Genomic DNA, 20,102 nt, shown 5'->3' with positions numbered 1-20,102 from the left:
CCTTGGCGGGCCAGCTCGACCGCGCGGCGCCGGAACTCGGGCGGGTGTGGTGACGGCATGACGAACATCCTTCCTGATGATCGCCGGTGACCTCAGGACAGGTGTCCGGTGAACGGGGGGAAGCTCACTTCAGCGTGGGATCACCCTGGTGGCCAGGGCATTCCGGGTTGCACGCGTTGCTTCGGCACCGGGCGGGTGCTCGGTCTTGGCGGAGACGTTCGCGGCGGTGTGCCTACCCGAATCGTTGAGGTCGCCTGCCCTACGTGCAGCGGGGATACGAGCTGACTCTACGGGGTGTGCGTCTGGCACGGGTCTGCCTGAGGTGGCGCGGGGCTGAGCGTGGGGAGGCCCCTCCCGCCTTGGGCGGGAGGGGCCTCTCTGTGTGCCCTCGGATATGCGGTCAGCGGTTGTACTGGCCGAAGTCGTACTCCTCCAGGGGGACGGCCTCGCCGGAGCCCTGGCCGAAGGCGTACTCGGCGCCGTCGTCGTAGGACCCGACCGAGTACACCGCGGCCTTCGCCTCCTCGGTGGGCTCGACCCGGACGTTGCGGTACTGGGGCATGCCCGTACCGGCCGGGATGAGCTTGCCGATGATGACGTTCTCCTTGAGACCCAGCAGCGGGTCGCTCTTGGCGTGCATGGCCGCCTCGGTCAGCACCCGCGTCGTCTCCTGGAAGGAGGCGGCGGACAGCCAGGACTCGGTGGCCAGCGACGCCTTGGTGATGCCCATCAGGACCGGACGGCCCGCGGCGGGCACCCCGCCCTCGGCGACCACGTTGCGGTTGGTCTCCTCGAAGAGGGGACGCTCGACCAGGTCGCCCGGCAGCAGCTCGGTGTCGCCCGACTCGAGGATGTTCACCCGCTTCAGCATCTGGCGGACGATGATCTCGATGTGCTTGTCGTGGATCGACACGCCCTGCGACCGGTAGACCTCCTGGACCTCCTGGACGAGGTGCAGCTGCACCGCGCGGGGGCCGAGGATGCGCAGCACCTCGTGCGGGTTGATGGCACCCGCGATGAGCTGCTGGCCGACCGCGACCCGCTCACCCTCCTTCACCAGCAGGCGCGACCGCATCGGGACCTGGTAGGCGATCTCGTCCGAGCCGTCGTCCGGGACGATGACGACCTTGCGGGTCTTCTCCGTCTCGTCGATCTTGACCCGGCCGGCCACCTCGCTGATCGGGGCCACGCCCTTGGGGATGCGGGCCTCGAACAGCTCCTGCACACGCGGCAGGCCGTGGGTGATGTCACCGCCGGCCACACCGCCAGTGTGGAAGGTCCGCATGGTCAGCTGGGTGCCGGGCTCGCCGATGGACTGCGCGGCGATGATGCCGACGGCCTCACCGACGTCCACCCGCTTACCGGTGGCCAGCGAACGGCCGTAGCAGGCGGCGCAGACACCGATCTTGGCCTCACAGACCAGGGCGCTGCGGGTGCGCACCTCCTCGACACCGGCCTCGACCAGGCGCGACACCACCGAGTCCGACAGGTCGGTGTCGGCCGGAACGATGACCGTGCCGTCGACCACGACGTCCTCGGCGATGGTGCGGCCCACCAGGCTGGTCTCCGAGGTGACCGGCTTGACCAGCTTGCCGGTCGCCTCGTCCCGGTCGGCCACCCGGAACGGGATGGTGCGGTCGGTACCGCAGTCCTCCTCGCGGACGATGACATCCTGCGCCACGTCCACCAGGCGCCGGGTCAGGTAGCCGGAGTCGGCGGTGCGCAGCGCGGTGTCGGCCAGGCCCTTGCGGGCGCCGTGGGTCGAGATGAAGTACTCGACGACCGACAGGCCCTCGCGGAACGAGGACTTGATCGGACGCGGGATCGTCTCGCCCTTCGGGTTGGACACCAGGCCGCGCATGCCGGCGATCTGCCGGACCTGGAGCGGGTTGCCGCGGGCGCCGGAGTTCACCATCATCCAGACCGGGTTGGTCCGCGGGAACGCCTTCTCCATGTCGACCGCGACGTCCACCGTGGCCTTGTTCCAGATCTCGATGAGCTCCTGCTTGCGCTCCTCATCGGTGATCAGGCCCCGGTTGAACTCGCGCTGCACCTTGTCGGCGCGGCGCTCGTAGTCGGCCAGGATCTCGGCCTTGTTCGGCGGGACGACGACGTCCTCGATGGAGATGGTGACCCCGGACCTGGTGGCCCAGTGGAAACCGGTGCTCTTCAGCGCGTCCAGCGCGTTGGCGACCTCCACCTTGGGGTAGCTCTCGGCCAGCTCGTTCACGATCGCCGACAGCTGCTTCTTGCCGACCTCGTAGTTCACGAACGGGAAGTCGTCCGGCAGCGTCTCGTTGAACAGCGCCCGACCCAGCGTGGTCTCCAGCCGGTACGGCTGTCCCGGCTCGTACCCCTCGGGGGCGGTCCAGTCGCGCGGCGGCGGGACGTCCTTGAGCCGCACGTGGATCCTGGCCTGGAGGTCGAGCTCGCCACGGTCGTAGGCCATGATGGCCTCGGCGACCGAGCCGAACGCACGGCCCTCGCCGTCCGCGCCCTCCTTCTCCGTGGTCAGCCAGTACAGCCCGATGACCATGTCCTGCGTGGGCATCGTGACCGGCTTGCCGTCCGACGGCTTGAGGATGTTGTTGGTCGACAGCATCAGGATCCGCGCCTCGGCCTGCGCCTCCGCCGACAGCGGCAGGTGCACCGCCATCTGGTCGCCGTCGAAGTCGGCGTTGAACGCGGTGCAGACCAGCGGGTGGATCTGGATGGCCTTGCCCTCGACCAGCTGCGGCTCGAACGCCTGGATGCCGAGGCGGTGCAGGGTCGGCGCGCGGTTCAGCAGCACCGGGTGCTCGGTGATGACCTCTTCCAGCACGTCCCACACCACCGGGCGGGCGCGCTCGACCATCCGCTTGGCGGACTTGATGTTCTGCGCGTGGTTGAGGTCGACCAGCCGCTTCATCACGAACGGCTTGAACAGCTCCAGCGCCATCTGCTTGGGCAGGCCGCACTGGTGCAGCTTGAGCTGCGGGCCGACCACGATGACCGAACGGCCGGAGTAGTCGACGCGCTTGCCCAGCAGGTTCTGGCGGAACCGGCCCTGCTTGCCCTTGAGCATGTCCGACAGCGACTTCAGCGGACGGTTGCCCGGCCCGGTGACCGGGCGGCCACGGCGGCCGTTGTCGAACAGCGCGTCGACGGCCTCCTGCAGCATCCGCTTCTCGTTGTTGACGATGATCTCGGGCGCGCCCAGGTCGAGCAGCCTCTTCAGCCGGTTGTTCCGGTTGATCACCCGGCGGTACAGGTCGTTCAGGTCGGAGGTCGCGAAGCGGCCACCGTCGAGCTGCACCATCGGACGCAGGTCCGGCGGGATCACCGGGATGCAGTCCAGCACCATGCCCAGCGGGCTGTTGCGGGTGTTGAGGAACGCCGACACGACCTTGAGCCGCTTGAGGGCGCGGGCCTTCTTCTGGCCCTTGCCGGTGCGGATGGTCTCGCGGAGCTTCTCCGCCTCGGCCTCCAGGTCGAAATTCTGGAGCCGCGCCTGGATGGCCGCGGCGCCCATGCCGCCCTCGAAGTACTTACCGAAGCGGTCCCGCATCTCGCGGTAGAGGAGCTCGTCGCCCTCCAGGTCCTGGACCTTGAGGTTCTTGAACCGGGTCCAGACCTCCTCCAGCCGGTCCAGCTCGCGCTGGGCGCGGTCGCGGAGCTGCTTCATCTCGCGCTCCGCGCCGTCCCTGATCTTGCGCTTCTGGTCGGCCTTGGCGCCGGCCTCCTCCAGCTCCGCCAGGTCGGCCTCCAGCTTCTGCTGGCGGGCCTCGACCTGGGCGTCGCGGGCCTGCTCGATCTGCTGGCGCTCCACCGAGATGTGCGCCTCCAGCGTGGGCAGGTCGCGGTCGCGCCGCTCCGCGTCCACGCTGGTGATCATGTACGCGGCGAAGTAAATGATCTTCTCGAGGTCCTTGGGCGCCAGGTCCAGCAGGTAGCCGAGCCTGGAGGGGACCCCCTTGAAGTACCAGATGTGGGTGACCGGGGCGGCCAGCTCGATGTGGCCCATCCGCTCACGCCGCACCTTGGCGCGCGTCACCTCGACACCGCAGCGCTCGCAGATGATGCCCTTGAAGCGGACGCGCTTGTACTTGCCGCAGTAACACTCCCAGTCCCGGGTGGGGCCGAAGATCTTCTCGCAGAAGAGCCCGTCCTTCTCCGGCTTGAGGGTCCGGTAGTTGATCGTCTCCGGCTTCTTCACCTCGCCGTGCGACCACTGGCGGATGTCGTCGGCGGTCGCCAGACCGATGCGAAGCTCGTCGAAGAAGTTGACGTCAAGCAACTGTTTTCCCCTTGAGTTGATCAGACCTCTTCGACACTGCTCGGCTCACGCCGGGACAGGTCGATGCCGAGCTCCTCCGCGGCGCGGAAGACGTCCTCGTCGGTGTCGCGCATCTCGATGGACATGCCGTCGCTGGAGAGCACCTCGACGTTCAGGCACAGCGACTGCATCTCCTTGATGAGCACCTTGAAGGACTCGGGAATGCCGGGCTCGGGAATGTTCTCGCCCTTGACGATGGCCTCGTACACCTTCACTCGGCCGAGCACGTCGTCGGACTTGATGGTCAGCAGCTCCTGGAGCGCGTAGGCGGCGCCGTACGCCTCCAGCGCCCACACCTCCATCTCACCGAACCGCTGCCCACCGAACTGGGCCTTACCCCCGAGCGGCTGCTGGGTGATCATGGAGTACGGGCCGGTCGAGCGAGCGTGGATCTTGTCGTCGACCAGGTGGAGCAGCTTGAGGATGTAGATGTAGCCGACCGAGATCGGGTCCTTGTACGGCTCGCCGGTGCGCCCGTCGAACAGCTTGGCCTTGCCACCGGGGCCGACCAGGCGGTCGCCGTCCCGGTTGGGCAGGGTGCTGGCGATCAGGCCGGTGACGTCGTCCTCGCGGGCGCCGTCGAACACCGGGGTGGCGGTCTTGGTCCACGGCGGTGCCTCGTCGGCGCCGATGGCGCGCAGCGCGCGCTTCCACTCCGCGTCGTCGCCCTCGACCTTCCAGCCGCGGCTGGCCACCCAGCCGAGGTGGGTCTCCAGGACCTGGCCGACGTTCATCCGGCCGGGCACGCCCAGCGGGTTCAGGACGATGTCGACCGGGGTGCCGTCCTCCAGGAACGGCATGTCCTCGACCGGCAGCACCTTGGAGATGACGCCCTTGTTGCCGTGCCGGCCCGCCAGCTTGTCCCCGTCGGTGATCTTGCGCTTCTGCGCCACGTACACCCGGACCAGCTCGTTCACGCCGGGCGGCAGCTCGTCGCCCTCGTCCCGGGAGAACACCCGGACGCCGATGACCTTGCCCTGCTCGCCGTGCGGCACCTTCAGCGAGGTGTCGCGGACCTCGCGGGCCTTCTCACCGAAGATCGCGCGCAGCAGCCGCTCCTCCGGGGTCAGCTCGGTCTCGCCCTTCGGGGTGACCTTGCCGACCAGGATGTCGCCGGGGACGACGTCGGCGCCGATCCGGATGATGCCGCGCTCGTCGAGGTCGGCCAGCACCTCCTCGGAGACGTTCGGGATGTCCCGGGTGATCTCCTCGGGGCCCAGCTTGGTGTCGCGGGCGTCGACCTCGTGCTCCTCGATGTGGATCGAGGACAGGACGTCGTCCTGCACCAGCCGCTGGGACAGGATGATGGCGTCCTCGTAGTTGTGGCCCTCCCACGGCATGAACGCCACGAGCAGGTTCTTGCCGAGCGCCATCTCGCCCTGGTCGGTGCACGGGCCGTCGGCGATGACCTGGCCCACCTCGACCCGCTGCCCCTCGTCCACGATGGGCTTCTGGTTGAAGCAGGTGCCCTGGTTGGACCGCTTGAACTTGGCGACCCGGTAGGTGGTGCGGGTGCCGTCGTCGTTCATCACGGTCACGTAGTCGGCCGAGACCTCCTCGACCACGCCGGCCTTCTCCGCGACGATCACGTCGCCGGCGTCGACCGCGGCGCGGTACTCCATGCCGGTGCCCACCAGCGGCGCCTCGCTGCGCAGCAGCGGGACGGACTGGCGCTGCATGTTGGAGCCCATCAGCGCCCGGTTGGCGTCGTCGTGCTCCAGGAACGGGATCATCGCGGTGGCGACCGAGGTCATCTGCCGCGCCGAGACGTCCATGTACTGGACCTCGCGCGGGCCCACCAGCTCGACCTCGCCGCCCTTCTTGCGGATCAGAACGCGGTCGTCGGCGAACGAGCCGTCCTCGGCCAGGGCCGTGTTGGCCTGCGCGATGACGTACCGGTCCTCCTCGTCGGCGGTCAGGTAGTCGATCTGGTCGGTGACCACGCCGTCGACGACCTTGCGGTACGGCGTCTCGACGAAGCCGAACGGGTTGACCCGGCCGAACGCCGCCAGCGAGCCGATCAGGCCGATGTTCGGGCCCTCGGGGGTCTCGATCGGGCACATCCGGCCGTAGTGGGACGGGTGGACGTCGCGGACCTCCATGCCCGCCCGCTCACGGGACAGACCGCCCGGGCCCAGCGCGTTCAGGCGCCGCTTGTGGGTCAGCCCGGCCAGCGGGTTGGTCTGGTCCATGAACTGCGACAGCTGGCTGGTGCCGAAGAACTCCTTGATGGAGGCCACGACCGGACGGATGTTGATCAGGGTCTGCGGCGTGATCGCCTCGACGTCCTGGGTGGTCATCCGCTCGCGGACGACGCGCTCCATCCTGGCCAGGCCCAGCCGGACCTGGTTCTGGATCAGCTCGCCGACCGTGCGCAGCCGCCGGTTGCCGAAGTGGTCGATGTCGTCGACCTCGATCGGCACCTGGGCGGTGCCCACCGTGCCCTCCTCCTCACCCGCGTGCAGGCGGACGAGGTACTCGACGGTGGCGACGATGTCGTCCTCGGTCAGCGTGCCCTGGTTCATGTCCAGGTCGAGGCCGAGCTTCTTGTTGACCTTGTACCGGCCGACCTTGGCCAGGTCGTACCGCTTGGGGTTGAAGTACAGGTTCTCCAGCAGGGTCTGCGCCGACTCCTTGGTCGGCGGCTCGCCCGGACGCAGCTTGCGGTAGATGTCCAGCAGCGCGTCGTCCTGGCCGGAGGTGTGGTCCTTCTCCAGCGTGACGTTGATCGACTCGTAGGCGCCGAACCGCTCGCGGATGCGGTCCTCGGTCCAGCCGAGCGCCTTGAGGAGCACGGTGACCGGCTGCTTGCGCTTGCGGTCGATGCGGACACCGACGTTGTCGCGCTTGTCGATCTCGAACTCCAGCCAGGCGCCGCGGCTCGGGATGACCTTGCAACCGTAGATGTCCTTGTCCGACGCCTTGTCCAGGGCGCGGTCGAAGTACACACCGGGCGAGCGGACAAGCTGGGAGACGACCACCCGCTCGGTGCCGTTGATGATGAAGGTGCCCTTGGGGGTCATGAGCGGGAAGTCGCCCATGAACACCGTCTGGCTCTTGATCTCACCGGTGGTGTTGTTGATGAACTCCGCCGTGACGAACATCGGGGCGGAGTAGGTCATGTCCTTGTCCTTGCACTCCTCGACGGAGTACTTGGGCGGCTCGAAGCGGTGGTCGCGGAACGACAGGGACATGGTTCCGGAGAAGTCCTCGATGGGACTGATCTCCTCAAAGATCTCTTCGAGACCCGACTGGGTCGGGACGCTCTTACTTCCGGCCTTCTGGGCCGCCTCGACCCGGGCCTTCCACCTCTCGTTGCCCAGCAGCCAGTCAAAGGAGTTGGTCTGCAGCGCAAGGAGGTCCGGGACTTCGAGCGGCTCCTTGATGCGCGCGAAGGAGACGCGGTTCGGACCGGTTGCGGTATTCGAGGCGTTGCGCGAGGCTGCCAAGAGTGGTCCTTCCGAGGGCTCGCGGCGTAACTGACGGCACGCACGCCAGACGATCCAGGTGCGAGAGGCGGGATGAAGTGCCCCGAACCGGGGCAGGACAATAGGCTCTCACACGAGGATAGTCAGAGGGCAGCGCAAAGGGGCAGTGTAGCCGACCACCACACTGCTTGCAACTCTAGCGCCGCAGTATGCATCACAGTTGCCATGGAGCATCGCTTCTGAACGCCGCAGAGTCAAGAGCGAGCCCGGACTTTTCGGGCGCTGACCTGCAGTGAGGAAGGCCATAGTTTAGGATCCGCGAGGCCACCCTCGGCAGGGGCGCGCCGGACGGCCCCGGCCGCGGCATCACATCATCTGGAGTTGCGAGACCAGCCACCGGTCGCCCACCTTGGTCATGACCAGGCGCAACGTGTACTGGCTGGGGGTGCGCTCGGCGGTGGCGGCCTTGGCCGTCGCCTGGTTCAGGTAGACCAGCGCGATCGCCTTGCGGCCGTCCACGCTCTCCACCGACGTCCGGACCGCCGTGCCCTCCACGACCGCCTTCTGCTGGAGCGCCGACGGCTTCACCGTGGCGGTCATCCGGGTGAAGTCGTTCCGGAAGTCGCCCGTGGTGTGATCGGACGCCCGCTTCAGGTCGGCGTCGATCGTCCGGTAGTCGTAGGACGACAGATCCTCGGCGGCCTGTTTGGCGGCGAACGTGACCTGCTGGACGGCCCGCTCATCCGCCTTGAGCCCCTGCACGGCCACGACCAGCCACCCCAGCGCCCCGGCCAGGGCGAGATTCACCGCGATCAGCACGTAGGACCGCGTCCCCAGCGGGGGAAGCCACCGCCGCCGCCTGCGACCCGCCGGCTTGCCCTCGTCGTCGTCTTCTTCGTGCTTGGCGGTTTCCTCGGCGTCGTCCTCGGCGTCGTCCTCGGTGGTCGTCTTCGTGAGATCGGCCTTGGACTCGGCGGACTCGGCGGCCTCCTCGGATCCCTCGATCTCCTCGGCCTCTGCCTCGGCCTCCTCCGCTGCGGTCGCCGCCTCGGCCTCCGCTTTAGCCGCCGCCTCGGCCTCCTCGGCCTCGCGGAGCGCGGCCGCCGCCTCCGCCTCGGCCTCCCTCGCCCTCCTGGCGGCCTCGGCGGCCCGCTCGCGGGCCTCCGCCGCCTTCCTGGCCCTGTCCTCGGCCTGGCCCGCTCCTGTCTTCGTCATGGGACCATCCCCATCTTGGAGACGAGCCAGCGGTCGCCGACCCGGGTGAGCGTCATCTCGAAGCGGTAGTAGCGCGGCGCGCCCTGCTTCACCGTCGGACTCGTGGTGGTCGCGTTGACCGCCACCATCACCTCGGCGGAGTCGCCGTCCATCGAGATCACCCCGGCGCGGACCTGCTGGACCTGCGAGACCGACTTGGTCCTGGTCGCGGTGTCGCTGATGACCTTGGCCTGGGTCGCCCACTGGTTCTTCACGTCGCCGGTCATCCCGGCCAGCACCCGGTCGATGCCCTTCTGCACCTCACGGTAGTCCAGGCTGGCCAGGTTGACGGCGGTCTGCCGGGCCGCCTGCGTGGCCGCGGCCCGCTGCCTGTCCAGCTCCCTGGGCTTCCACCACTGGGTGTAGCCGTACGTCGCCACCGCCGTGGCGAGCACCACGGCGATCACGCCCAGGACGATCGCGGTGACGCCGTCACCACGGCCCCGCGACGCGGCGTCGACCGCGTCGGTCGCGCCGTACTTCATCGCGTCGTCTCCTCAGTCGGATTCACGTCATCGGGTCAGCGGCCCGAGCAGCAGCATCTTCCACGAGGCGTCGCCCAGCAGCCGCTGCTGGCCGCCGGAGTAGCCGAGCCCGTAGCGCTTGCCGTCCGGCCCGTACACGACACCGGTCGAAGGATCGTATCCGGCTATCTGCACCGTCTGTGATGAAAGCGGCACATAGAGGGTGTTGCCGGGCTCGGCCTCGGGCCGCCGCTCCTCGGCCGCCTTGGCGTCGTCCTTGGAGCCGTCCCGCGCGCCGTCCCCGAAATCGCCGGTGGAGCCGCCCGGCGGGAAGCCCGCCCCGTCGGTGGCTCCCGGCGGCACCCACGGCGGCGGCTGGACGGCGTCCCGCGGCCAGTTCCGGGACCCGCGGACGGCGGTCTCGGAGTTCCGCGGCAGCTTACAGCCCGCGTCCAGGCGTGGCTTACGCGCGGAGGTGTCGGTCGGCCAGCGCCTGGGCACCTGCTTGTAGCCGGACTCGCACGGGGGCGGCTCGTCGATGTTGAGCGCGAGGCCGAGATGCTGGGTGCCGTCGCCGGGGTTCACGGTGAACGCGCCGCCCAGCGTGAGCGGGTACAGGATGAACAGCGACCGCAGCCCCGCCTGCCGGGACGTGATGATCTGCCCGGTCGTGGTCATGTTGGCCAGCAGCACCGGCAGCGCGGGCGCCAGGTCGTCGATCGCCTTGTCCACCTGGACGACCGCGCCGGGAGTGGCGTCGAGGGTGCCGCGCAGCGCCGGGTCGTCCTTGCGCAACTGGGTGGTCAGCTCGTTCAGGTTCCGCGCGAAGCCCGCGATGTCGGCGCCATGCGAGCGCTGGGTGTTCAGGACGACCGCGCCGTCGTCCAGTAGCCGCTTGGTGTCGGGGTAGGAGCGGTCGGCGGTCCGGAGGAGCCGGTCGGTGTCGTCCAGGATCGCCTGAAGGTCGGAGGCCGAACCGGAGAACGCCTTGTCCAGCTCGTCCACCAGCGTCCCGACGTCCCTCGGGTTCACCGACGACACCAGCTTGTCGACGTTGCGCAGCAGGTCGGCGGTGGGGACGGGGAGCCGGGTCATGTGCCGCGGGATGGTGTACGGCTCGCCCTCGTCCAGATACGGGCCTTCGGATCTGCTCGGTTGCAGGTCGATGTACTGCTCGCCCACCGCGGACCGGTTGGCCACCACGGCGGTCGTGCCCTCGCGCGGGATCCGCCGGCCGCGTTCGAGCCGCAGCCTGACCCTGATGCCGTCCTTGGTGAGCTGGATCGGGCCGACCCGCCCGACCGGGACGCCACGGTAGGTGACCTCGGCGTTGGTGAACACGCCGCCGGAGTCGGTGAGGTCGACGTAGGCGGTGTACTCGCGGCCCAGCAGGTCGCGCCCCACGCCGATGTAGTTGACCGAGACGATCGTGACGCCGATGACCGTGATGACCGCGAACGCGATCAGCTGGAGCTTGACGCCGAACTTGAGGATCACGACAGGCCCCCCATCATCAGGGTCCGCAGGTCGGCCCGGCCGGGCTCGGGGCCCAGCGAGCGCGGCCGGGCGCCCCCGTTTCCGCCGCCCGTGGACGGGACCACGTCGCCGAGCCCGGGGAGCCCGCCGTCGCCCGCGCCCGGGAGGCCGGGCAGCCCGCCGCCCGGAGCGGCGCCGCCGGGGATCTCGGGCAGCACGCCCAGCGGGGTCTCCGGCAGCGTCACGTTCGGGACCGTGAGCATGTTGCGCATCCGCTGCCCGCCGCCGAGCAGCCCCTCCAGCTCGGTGCCGCCGAACAGGTTCTGCGCGATGTTCTGCAGGTCCAGGTCGAGGGTGAGCCGCACGTTGCCGTAGTCGCCCTTGACCGCGTTGTCGAAGGTCTCGGGGAACGGCCAGGTGATCAGGGCGCCGAGGTTCCTGGGCAGGTCCGCGCCGGCCTTGTTGAGGTTGCGCAGGATGGTGTCCAGCTCCCGGAGGTTGGCCAGCAGGTCGGCCTGCGACCGCTTGATCACGTCCGTGGTGGTGCGGGACAGCTTGTCCAGCGCCACCAGCATCTTGGTCAGGTCGGCCCGGTTGCGGTTCAGGACGGCCAGCGCCGGGCCGGTCTTGTCGACGGTGTCGGCGATGGTGCGCCGCTCGGCCGCCAGCTTGCCGGTCAGCCGGTCGATGCTGTCGATCGCCCGGGTGATGTCGGCGCGGTTGCGGTCCAGGGTGCCCACGAACGTGTCCACCTGGTGCAGCACCGACTTGATCGTGGACGTGCGGCCGTCCATCGCGGTGTTGAGCTCGCGGGTGATCGTGGAGATCTGCTCCAGGCCGCCGCCGTTCAGCAGCATCGACATCGCCGACAGCACCTCTTCGATGTCGGCGGGCCGGTACCGCATCGTCCGCGAGAGCGGGATCAGGTCGCCGGTGTTCAGCTCGCCCCGCGGCGTCTCGCCCTGCGGCGGGTTGGACAGCGACACGAACTTCTCGCCCAGCAGGCTGGTCTGCCCGATGGTCGCGACGGCGTTGTCGGGCAGCCGGGTGTCGCGGCGCAGCTTGACGGTCACCACGGCCCGCCAGCCGCCCTGCCCGCCGGCCAGGTCGATCTTCTCGACCTTGCCGACCGAGACGTCGTTGACCTTGACCACCGACTGCGGCACCAGGTCCAGCACGTTGGCGAACTCGATCCGCACCGTCCTGGGGTCGTCGCCGAGATCGGGGCCGCCGGGCAGCGGCAGCGAGTCCACGCCCCGGAACCCGCAGCCCGACAGCGCGGTCGCGCAGGCCAGCGCCGCGATCCCCAGCCGTGCGAGCCGCCTCATCGGCCACCACCTCCCGGCAGCAGGGCCCGGATGTCCCTCGCCCCGCCCTGCTGGGCCTGGGGCTGGGACGGCCGGTCCTGGCCGCCTCCGCGGCCCTTGGGGCCGTAGGCGTCCGGCGGGATCGGCTCGGGGTCGTAGTGCGTGGTCAGCGCGGTGATCCAGGACAGGTCGAGGGTGAGGGACGTGAGCACCTTGCCGATCCCGTTGACCGGTTGCAGGAAGTTCAGGCACTGCTGCGGCGGCGCGCCCACCGAGTGCGCCAGCGAGCAGATCCAGTCGGCCAGGTCGTGGAACTGGCGCAGGTCGGCGCGGCTGTGGATGGTGCCGCTGATCGGGTCGTAGGCCCGCGCCAGGTTGGTGACGGCCAGCGGCCCCTGGACGAGCAGCTCGGCGAACGCGTCCTTCTCCTTCACCAGGATCCCGGTGAGCTGGGCGAGCTGCCGGACGTCCACGGCCAGCCGCCCCCGGTTCTCCTTGACGAACCGCTGCACGGCGCGCAGCGTCGGCGCGAGGGTGTTCAGCGCCGCGCTCAGCTCCTCCTTCTCCGCCGCGAGCTGCCCGGAGACCCCGTTCAGCCGGCCGTTGAACTGCCGGATCTGCTGGTCGTTGGCGCGCAGCGTGGCCGTGATGATCCGCAGGTTGCGGATCGTCGTGGCCACGTCCTCGCGGTCGGCGCTGAGCGTGCTCAGCATCCGGGACGTGTCGTCGATCGTCTGCCGGATATCGGTTCCCTGGCCTTGCAGGGTGTTCGCGCCGACCTGGAGCAGCCTCGACAGCGCGCCGTTCTGGTTGGCGCCCTCGGGGCCCAGCGCCGTGCTCAGGTCGTTCAGCCCCTTGCCGATCTCGTCGACCTCGACCGGCACCTGGGTACGGCTGACGGCCAGCGTGTAGCCGTCCGGCATCACCGGCCCGCCCTTGTAGACGGGGGCGAGCTGGATGAACCGGTCTGCCACGACCGTCTGGTTCACCAGCATGGCCTGGGCGTCGGCCGGGACCTTGTACTTGGCGTCGTACTCCAACTCGACCTTGACCGCGTCGCCCACGGGCGTGACCTTGGTGACCTTGCCGACGCTGATGCCGAGGATGCGCACGTCCGCGCCCGGGTAGAGGCCGACCGCCCGGGTGAAGTACGCCGTGAGGTGACGCTGCTCCGGCCCCCGCGTCAGCACCACGAGCGCCGCCGCCAGCAGGGCGACCGCGAGGATCGCCCCCGCGGCGCGGAGAGCCGCGGCTGAGAGGCGGGGGCGGGTCCCCGCCAGGGGGTCGGTACTAGCGCTGCGCACGATGACCTGCCTGCTTGCTTACGGGAGGAAGGGGAGCGGGTTGGTGCGGTCGCCTCCGGGCTGCCCGTCACGGGGTTGCGAGCCGGATTGACCCTGGCCGCCCTGGGACGGCTGGTTCTGGATGGACGCGGGAATGGGGATCAGGTTCTGGATGTAGGCGTCGAACCAGCGCCCGCTGCCGGTCACGTCGGCGAACTGCCGCGCGTACGGGGCGAACAGTTGCAGGATCCGGTCCAGGTTCCGCTGGTTCTTCAGCAGGATCCGGTTGACCTTCTCCAGGTTGTCCAGCATCGGGCGCAACTGCCGTTCGTTCTCCTTGATCAGCGCATTGACCTGCTGGGACAGCACCACGGTGTTCACCAGGAGCTGGTGGATCACCTGGCGCCTGGCCTGGACGGCCTGGAGGATCCGGTCACTGTCCTTGATCAGCTTGGCGAAGTCCTGGTTGCGGTCGGCCAGTAGCTGGGAGACGTCGGCGGCGCGCTGCGTCAGATCGTGCAGCTCGTCGTCCCGCGAGGCGATGGTCTCCGACAGCCGGCGCAGGCCCTGCAGCGACCCGCGGATCTCCTCGGGCGAGTTGCGGAAGGTGTCGGCCAGCACGTCGAACGACCGCGCCACCTCCCGGTGGTCGATCTTGTTGAGCCGCTGCCTGGCCAGCTCGCCGATCGTGGGGACGACCTCGTACGGCACCGAGGTGTTGGCGAGCGGGATCTGGCGCTCCAGCCGGCCGCGCCCACGCGGTTCCAGCGCCAGGTAGTGGGCGCCGAGCACCGTCTTGATCTTGATGTCGGCCCTGGTCTGCTCGCCCAGCCGCACGTCCTCGTCCACGCGGAAGGTGACCCTGACATGGTCGCCCTCCAGCTCCAGGCCGGTGACCTCGCCGACCTTGACCCCGGCGACGCGGACCTCCTCGTCCTTCTTGAGCCCGGCGGCCTCGCGGAACGCGGCGGAGTACTCGCGGCCGCCGGAGACGAGCGGGAGGCCGTCCAGGTTCAGCGCCAGCAGCAGCGCCACCGCGATCACCGCGAACGCGGTGAGGCCGATCGGAACGGGATCGCGCTCCCTGAAGGGCCGTGTCATCTCCAGCCCCCTGAAGGGGGCCCGCCCCCGCCTCCTCATCTACTTGCACCTCGCGTTCTCGTTCACGATCGACGGGGTCTGGTAGACGGGGCCGCCGGGCAGCCGCACCTGGGCGTCCAGGCCGCAGATGTACATGTTGAACCAGGAGCCGTAGGAGGAGATGTTGACCAGACCCTCCAGCCGGCCCGGGGCCGCCTTCAGGCTCTTGTCGATGACGGGGCCGTTCTCGTTCAGGGTCTCGGTGAGTTCCCGCAGGCCGGCGACGTCGTCGCGGATGGCGGGCCGGGCCTGCTGGAGCAGGCCCGCCGTCGTGCCGGTGAGCTGGTTGATGGCCGCCACCGAGTCGAAGATCGCCTGCCGGTCGCCGGCGATCCCGCTCACGAGGCCGCGCAGATCGGTGATCATCCGGTCGACCTCGGTGTGCCGCGCCTCGATGGTGCCCAGCACCTGGTTCAGGTTGGTGATCACCTGCCCGATCACCCGGTCGCGGTCGGCCAGCGTGTTGGTCAGCGACGCGACGTGCGCCAGCAGGCTGTTGACCGTCCCGGCCTCGCCCTGCAACGTCTGCACGATCTGGAACGCCAGCTTGTTGACCTCGCCCGGCTCCAGCGCCGTGAACAGCGGGCGGAACCCGTTGAACAGGACCGTGAGGTCCAGCGCCGGCTGGGTCTGGCTGATCGGGATCGTGCCGCCGGGCCGCAGGTAGTCGTTCGGGGCGCCGGGCCCCTCGGTCAGCGCCAGGTAGCGCTGCCCCATGAGGTTGCGGTACCGCACGTTCACGCGGGTCGACGAGGGCAGCCCTGCCGCGAAGACGCCGTCGGCGTTGACGCTGAAGGTGACCTTGGCCCGGTTCCCCTCGTGCAGCCGGATCTTCTCCACCTGGCCGACGCGCACGCCCGCCACCCGGACGTCGTCGTTCTCCAGCAGCCCGGTCACATCGGAGATGATCGCGTTGTAGCTGCGGGTGTCGGCGAACCGGACGTTGCCGATGGTCATCGCCAGCACCCCGGTGGCCACCGAGGTGGCCACCACGAAGATCAGCAGCTTGATCGCCGCGCCGGTGGTCCTCATCCCAGGTTCACCACCGATCCGCGCAGCAGCGGCCCGTACAGCAGCTCGGCCACGTCCGGGACCCGGTCGGCGGGGGTACGGATCATCGGCCCCACGATGTTCCTGATCTTCTCTCGCTCGCTCATGGCCGTGCCGGGATCGACGAAGACGCTGGACAGGGCCCGTCCGCGGGAGCCGGATGTGCCGTGCGGGTCCTGGTCGTTCGGGTCATGCGGGTTGCGCCACCACAGGTCGTCCTGCGTCCCGTCCAGGGCCATGTAGTCGGGGAACGGCACCTGCGGGTTCGGCAGGCCGTAGCAGCGCGGGTTGCGCTGGTCCTTGGCCTCGGGGAGGTCGAGCGGGTACTTGTACGCCGGACGCGGCTTGACGATCTCGACGGTCAGGTTGAACGTCGGGGTCTTGCCACCGCCCGCCTCCTCGGCCAGCGGCCGGTACCTCGTCAGGCCCTCGAACACGCACGGCAGCGACGGCGAGTACCGCGCCACCAGGGCCAGCACGTCCCGGTTCGCGATGTTCACCCCGATGATCTTGGGGCCGTTCTCGCGCATGAACCGGTCGCCCTTGCCGGACAGGTCGGTGACCATCGGGATGATGTCCTCGATGGTGCCCCTCCTGGCGTTGATCGTCGTGCTGGTCACATTGATGTTCCGCAGCGTGTTCAGCAGGTCGGGGGCCGCCGCCGCGTAGATGTCGGAGACGTCCGACAGCGCGCGCAGGTCGTACACCAGCGTGCCCAGCTCGGGGTTGATCTTCTTCAGCAGCGCGTCCGCCTGCTCCAGGTTGCGCCCGATCTGGTCGCCGCGCCCCTGGAGCGCGGTGGCGATCGCGTTCAGCGTGGCGTTCAGCTTCTCCGGGCGGACGGCCCGCAGCAGCGGCAGCAGGTTGGTGAGCAGCCGGTCGATCTCCACCGCGGTCTGCGACCTGTCCTGCTGGATCACCTGGCCCGCGCGCAGCCCCGGCGCCGCGGCCTGCGCGGGGATGTGCAGGTCGACGTACTTCTCGCCGAACAACGTCTTGGGCAGCAGCCGCGCCTGGACGTTCCCGGGGATCAGCCTCGCCCGGTCCGGGTCGAGCGCCAGCTCGATGACCGCCCCGTCGGCGGTCGCCCGGGTGCCGCGGACCTCCCCGACGATCAGGCCGCGCACCTTGACGTCCGAGCGCGGCAGCAGTTGCAGGCCCGCCCGCTCGGCCCGCACGGTCACCTTCGTGACGGGGGTGAACGTCTTGTTGAACAGGGCGACCGTCAGCGCCGGCAGCAGCGCCATGACGAGCACCATGGACAGGCCGAGCAGGCGGTACCGGATCCGCTGGGTCATCTGGTGCTCACCCCGCGATCCGCACGGACGTGGTGGCGCCCCAGATCGCCATGCCGAGCAGCAGGTCGGTCACGTTGATGACGACGATGCTCGTGCGCACCGCCCGTCCCACCGCGACGCCCACCCCGGCCGGGCCGCCGCTCGCGTGGTAGCCGTAGTAGCAGTGGATCAGCATGACCAGCAGGGCGAATATGATCACTTTGCCGAACGACCAGAGGATGTCGTACGGCGGCAGGAACAGCGAGAAGTAGTGGTCGTAGGTCCCGGTGGACTGCCCGTAGAAGAGCGTCACGATCAGCCGGGTCGCCCCGTAGGACGCCAGCAGGCCCACGATGTACAGCGGGACCACCGCGATCATCCCGGCGATCATCCGCGTGGTGACCAGGAACGGCATCGACGGGACCGCCATGACCTCCAGCGCGTCGATCTCGTCGGAGATCCGCATCGCGCCGAGCTGCGCGGTGAACCCGCAGCCCACGGTCGCCGACAGGGCCAGCGCCGACACCAGCGGCGCGATCTCACGGGTGTTGAAGTAGGACGCCACGAACCCGGTGAACGCGGCGGTGCCGATCTGGTTCAGCGAGTTGTAGCCCTGGAGCCCGACCTGGCTGCCGGTGAAGAAGGTCATGAACGCGACGATCACGACGCTGCCGCCGATCACCGCGAGCCCGCCGGTGCCCAGGCTGACCTCGGCGAGCAGCCGCAGCACCTCCGTCCGGTAGCGGCGCAGCACCCGTGTCGTCCACGCGAACGCGCGGGCGTAGAACGACAACTGGTGCCCGAGGTCCTCCAGCCGCTGCAGCGGACCGTTCACCAACCTGGACCACGGCCTCCCGGTCCCTCCGTAGCCCGCCATCACATGCCCTTCTGCGGGACGAGCTGGAAGTAGAGGGTGGAGATCAGGAAGTTCTCCAGGAACAGCAGCATGAAGGTGATGACCACCGTCTGGTTGACCGCGTCGCCGACGCCCTTGGGCCCGCCCTTGGCGTTCAGGCCCTTGTACGCGGCGACCAGACCGGCCGTGATGCCGAACACGAACGCCTTGACCTCGGCCTGCAACAGGTCGGGCAACTGGGCGATGGCGTTGAACGAGGCCAGGTAGGCGCCGGGCGTCCCGTCCTGCAGCATCACGTTGAAGAAGTAGCCGCCCATCAGCCCGACGACCGACACCAGGCCGTTCAGGAACAGCGCCACGAACGCGCAGGCCAGCATGCGCGGCACCACCAGGCGGTGCAGGGGGTTGATGCCCAGCACCTCCATGGCGTCGATCTCCTCGCGGATCTTGCGGGAGCCGATGTCGGCGCACATGGCCGAGCCGGCGGCCCCCGCCACCAGCAGCGAGGTCACCAGCGGGCTGGCCTCGCGGACGATCGCCACCACCGCGGTGGCGCCGGTGAACGACTGCGCGCCCAACTGCCGGATCAGCCCGCCGACCTGCAACGACAGCACGCCTCCGAACGGGATGGCGACGAGCATGGTGGGCACCACGGTGACGCTGACGATGAACCACGCCTGCTGGATGAACTCGCGCCACTGGAACGGCCAGACCAGCATCGCCCGGAACGTGTCCAGGCAGAGGGCGAAGAACCTGCCGGGTTCCCTGATCGCGACATTGGCCGCGCCGTCGGAGAACCGGCGGAACCTCATGGAGCCTTCGCGCGGGTCGGCGCCGGCGCCAGGAGCGGACATCAGGGCGCCGCACCCGCCCCCGGCCGGCCGCCACCGGACTCGCGCGAATGCTTGGGGCGGCGCGGCAGCGCGGCACCGTCTCCGCCTCGGGGCGCCGGGGCGCCGGGCGCGGCGGCGCCGGCCGTCCGGCCCATGGCCGCGACATAGCGCGGCCACTCCTTCACCCAGTCGCGTCCCTGGTCGTCGATGAACGAGCCGGGCGGCGGGACGACGCCGTGCGCCGCGCACCACGCGCCCGGGGCGTGCTGGGTCGGGCGGAGACGGCCGTCGCTGGGCATCTGCTGCGGCGGGATCGGCGGCAGCTTGCCGGGGTCGTGGCCCATCTTGGCCTCGGCCTCCAGTTCGGAGACGTCCTTCTCCTCCGACATCCCGATCGGGCCGACCTTGCGGGCGTTGAGGAACTGCCGGACGACCGGCTCCTCGCTGGACAGCAGCATCTCGCGCGGGCCGAACATGACCAGCTCTCGGCGGAACAGCAGCCCGATGTTGTCCGGGACGGTGCGGGCGGTGTTGATGTCGTGGGTGACGATGAGGAACGTGGCGCCGTACTGCGCGTTCAGGTCGACGATCGTCTGGTTGAGGTAGGCGGTGCGCACCGGGTCCAGGCCGGAGTCCGGCTCGTCCACCAGCAGGATCTCGGGGTCGAGCACCAGCGCGCGGGCCAGCCCCGCCCGCTTCTTCATCCCGCCGGAGATCTCGCCGGGCAGCTTCTTCTCGGCACCGAGAAGACCGACCATGTCCATCTTCTCCATGACGATGCGCTTGATCTCGCTCTCGGACTTCTTGGTGTGCTCGCGCAGCGGGAACGCGATGTTGTCGTAGATGTTCATCGACCCGAACAGCGCGCCGTCCTGGAAGAGCACCCCGAACAGCTTGCGGGTGTCGTACAGCTGCGACTCGGGCAGGCGCGGAAGGTCGCGGTCACCGATCCAGATGTGGCCGCGGTCGGGCTTGAGCAGGCCGACCAGGGTCTTGAGGAACACCGACTTGCCGGTGCCGGAGGGCCCGAGGAGCACACTGATCTCTCCTGCGGGCAGCGTTAGCGATACGTCCTGCCAGATGGTCTGGCGGCCGAACGACTTGGTCAGCCCTTCGACCCTGATCTCGACGCCCACTCGTCACCTTTCGTCCAGGCCGGGGGTTCCGGAACCAATGAGCGAGTGCAACTCGGTCTGTTGTGCGCCTCACACCGTGTGGCCGCCCCATTGCTACCGTCCGGTAGCGCACAGGTGTCACTACCGTAGCGGTCCCCCACGGAAATGGAAGGGGATCGAGCCGGTATCGGCACCGAAAAAACCGTGCTGTAAGCCAACCGTTACTTGGGACGCCCGCGAGACTACTGCCCGCGAACCCGCACCTCAAGACGGGGATCGCCGACGGTACTGGACGCCGCGTCGG

Annotated in this window: 13 protein-coding genes; all 13 read right to left on the bottom strand. The window is 69.3% G+C overall.

Going from position 1 to position 20,102, the window contains the following annotated elements; all coding sequences use genetic code 11:
• Positions 1-400: 400 nt before the first annotated feature.
• The 13 genes from QSK21_RS25150 to QSK21_RS25090 all read right to left on the bottom strand — a co-directional run bounded on the left by QSK21_RS25150 (position 401) and on the right by QSK21_RS25090 (position 19,819).
• Positions 401-4,276 carry a DNA-directed RNA polymerase subunit beta' gene (locus QSK21_RS25150; RefSeq protein WP_285699398.1) on the bottom strand — a complete coding sequence of 1,292 codons (3,876 nt, stop codon included), beginning with the start codon at positions 4,274-4,276 and terminating at the stop codon, positions 401-403.
• 20 nt (positions 4,277-4,296) lie between these two features.
• Positions 4,297-7,764 (bottom strand): DNA-directed RNA polymerase subunit beta, encoded by a 3,468-nt coding sequence (gene rpoB / locus QSK21_RS25145; protein WP_285699397.1) that lies wholly within the window; start codon positions 7,762-7,764, stop codon positions 4,297-4,299.
• A 345-nt stretch (positions 7,765-8,109) separates the two neighbouring features.
• A complete protein-coding gene (locus QSK21_RS25140) occupies positions 8,110-8,958 on the bottom strand; it encodes an Rv1363c family protein (RefSeq protein WP_285699395.1) in 849 nt (282 codons plus the stop codon).
• Complete coding sequence (locus QSK21_RS25135) at positions 8,955-9,482, bottom strand: Rv1363c family protein (protein ID WP_285699394.1); 528 nt, start codon at positions 9,480-9,482, stop codon at positions 8,955-8,957. Before QSK21_RS25135 ends, QSK21_RS25140 begins: the two co-directional genes overlap by 4 nt.
• A gap of 27 nt (positions 9,483-9,509) precedes the next feature.
• Positions 9,510-10,958 (bottom strand): MCE family protein, encoded by a 1,449-nt coding sequence (locus tag QSK21_RS25130; protein WP_285699393.1) that lies wholly within the window; start codon positions 10,956-10,958, stop codon positions 9,510-9,512.
• Positions 10,955-12,265, bottom strand: a complete 1,311-nt coding sequence (locus QSK21_RS25125) for an MCE family protein (protein ID WP_285699391.1) — start codon at positions 12,263-12,265, stop codon at positions 10,955-10,957. The genes QSK21_RS25130 and QSK21_RS25125 overlap by 4 nt, the downstream gene beginning before the upstream one ends.
• A complete protein-coding gene (locus QSK21_RS25120; RefSeq protein WP_285699389.1) occupies positions 12,262-13,548 on the bottom strand; it encodes an MCE family protein in 1,287 nt (428 codons plus the stop codon). The genes QSK21_RS25125 and QSK21_RS25120 overlap by 4 nt, the downstream gene beginning before the upstream one ends.
• A gap of 18 nt (positions 13,549-13,566) precedes the next feature.
• The gene (locus tag QSK21_RS25115) at positions 13,567-14,628 is read right to left on the bottom strand and encodes an MCE family protein (protein ID WP_285699386.1); all 1,062 of its coding nucleotides are present in this window, start codon (positions 14,626-14,628) and stop codon (positions 13,567-13,569) included.
• 39 nt (positions 14,629-14,667) lie between these two features.
• Positions 14,668-15,699 (bottom strand): MCE family protein, encoded by a 1,032-nt coding sequence (locus QSK21_RS25110; RefSeq protein WP_285699384.1) that lies wholly within the window; start codon positions 15,697-15,699, stop codon positions 14,668-14,670.
• Positions 15,696-17,015, bottom strand: a complete 1,320-nt coding sequence (locus QSK21_RS25105; protein WP_285699382.1) for an MCE family protein — start codon at positions 17,013-17,015, stop codon at positions 15,696-15,698. The genes QSK21_RS25110 and QSK21_RS25105 overlap by 4 nt, the downstream gene beginning before the upstream one ends.
• Positions 17,016-17,022: 7 nt before the next feature.
• Positions 17,023-17,829 (bottom strand): MlaE family ABC transporter permease, encoded by an 807-nt coding sequence (locus QSK21_RS25100; protein WP_285699381.1) that lies wholly within the window; start codon positions 17,827-17,829, stop codon positions 17,023-17,025.
• Between the two features lie 41 nt (positions 17,830-17,870).
• A complete protein-coding gene (locus QSK21_RS25095; protein ID WP_285699379.1) occupies positions 17,871-18,662 on the bottom strand; it encodes an MlaE family ABC transporter permease in 792 nt (263 codons plus the stop codon).
• Positions 18,663-18,703: 41 nt separating this feature from the next.
• Positions 18,704-19,819 carry an ABC transporter ATP-binding protein gene (locus tag QSK21_RS25090; protein WP_285699377.1) on the bottom strand — a complete coding sequence of 372 codons (1,116 nt, stop codon included), beginning with the start codon at positions 19,817-19,819 and terminating at the stop codon, positions 18,704-18,706.
• Between the last annotated feature and the right edge of the window lie 283 nt (positions 19,820-20,102).

The sequence above is a fragment of the Actinomadura sp. NBRC 104412 genome (assembly GCF_030269515.1).
Lineage (GTDB): Bacteria > Actinomycetota > Actinomycetes > Streptosporangiales > Streptosporangiaceae > Spirillospora.
The sequence above is the reverse complement of the archived record's forward strand: the minus strand, read 5'-3'. Positions and strand labels throughout refer to the sequence as shown.

Excerpts from the sequence above, each read along its gene's own strand:
- QSK21_RS25140 (WP_285699395.1), bottom strand. The coding sequence starts at position 8,958 with ATGACGAAGACAGGAGCGGGCCAGGCCGAGGACAGGGCCAGGAAGGCG.
- QSK21_RS25105 (WP_285699382.1), bottom strand. The coding sequence starts at position 17,015 with ATGACCCAGCGGATCCGGTACCGCCTGCTCGGCCTGTCCATGGTGCTC.
- QSK21_RS25115 (WP_285699386.1), bottom strand. The coding sequence starts at position 14,628 with ATGACACGGCCCTTCAGGGAGCGCGATCCCGTTCCGATCGGCCTCACC.
- QSK21_RS25135 (WP_285699394.1), bottom strand. The coding sequence starts at position 9,482 with ATGAAGTACGGCGCGACCGACGCGGTCGACGCCGCGTCGCGGGGCCGT.
- QSK21_RS25125 (WP_285699391.1), bottom strand. The coding sequence starts at position 12,265 with ATGAGGCGGCTCGCACGGCTGGGGATCGCGGCGCTGGCCTGCGCGACC.
- QSK21_RS25110 (WP_285699384.1), bottom strand. The coding sequence starts at position 15,699 with ATGAGGACCACCGGCGCGGCGATCAAGCTGCTGATCTTCGTGGTGGCC.
- QSK21_RS25095 (WP_285699379.1), bottom strand. The coding sequence starts at position 18,662 with ATGAGGTTCCGCCGGTTCTCCGACGGCGCGGCCAATGTCGCGATCAGG.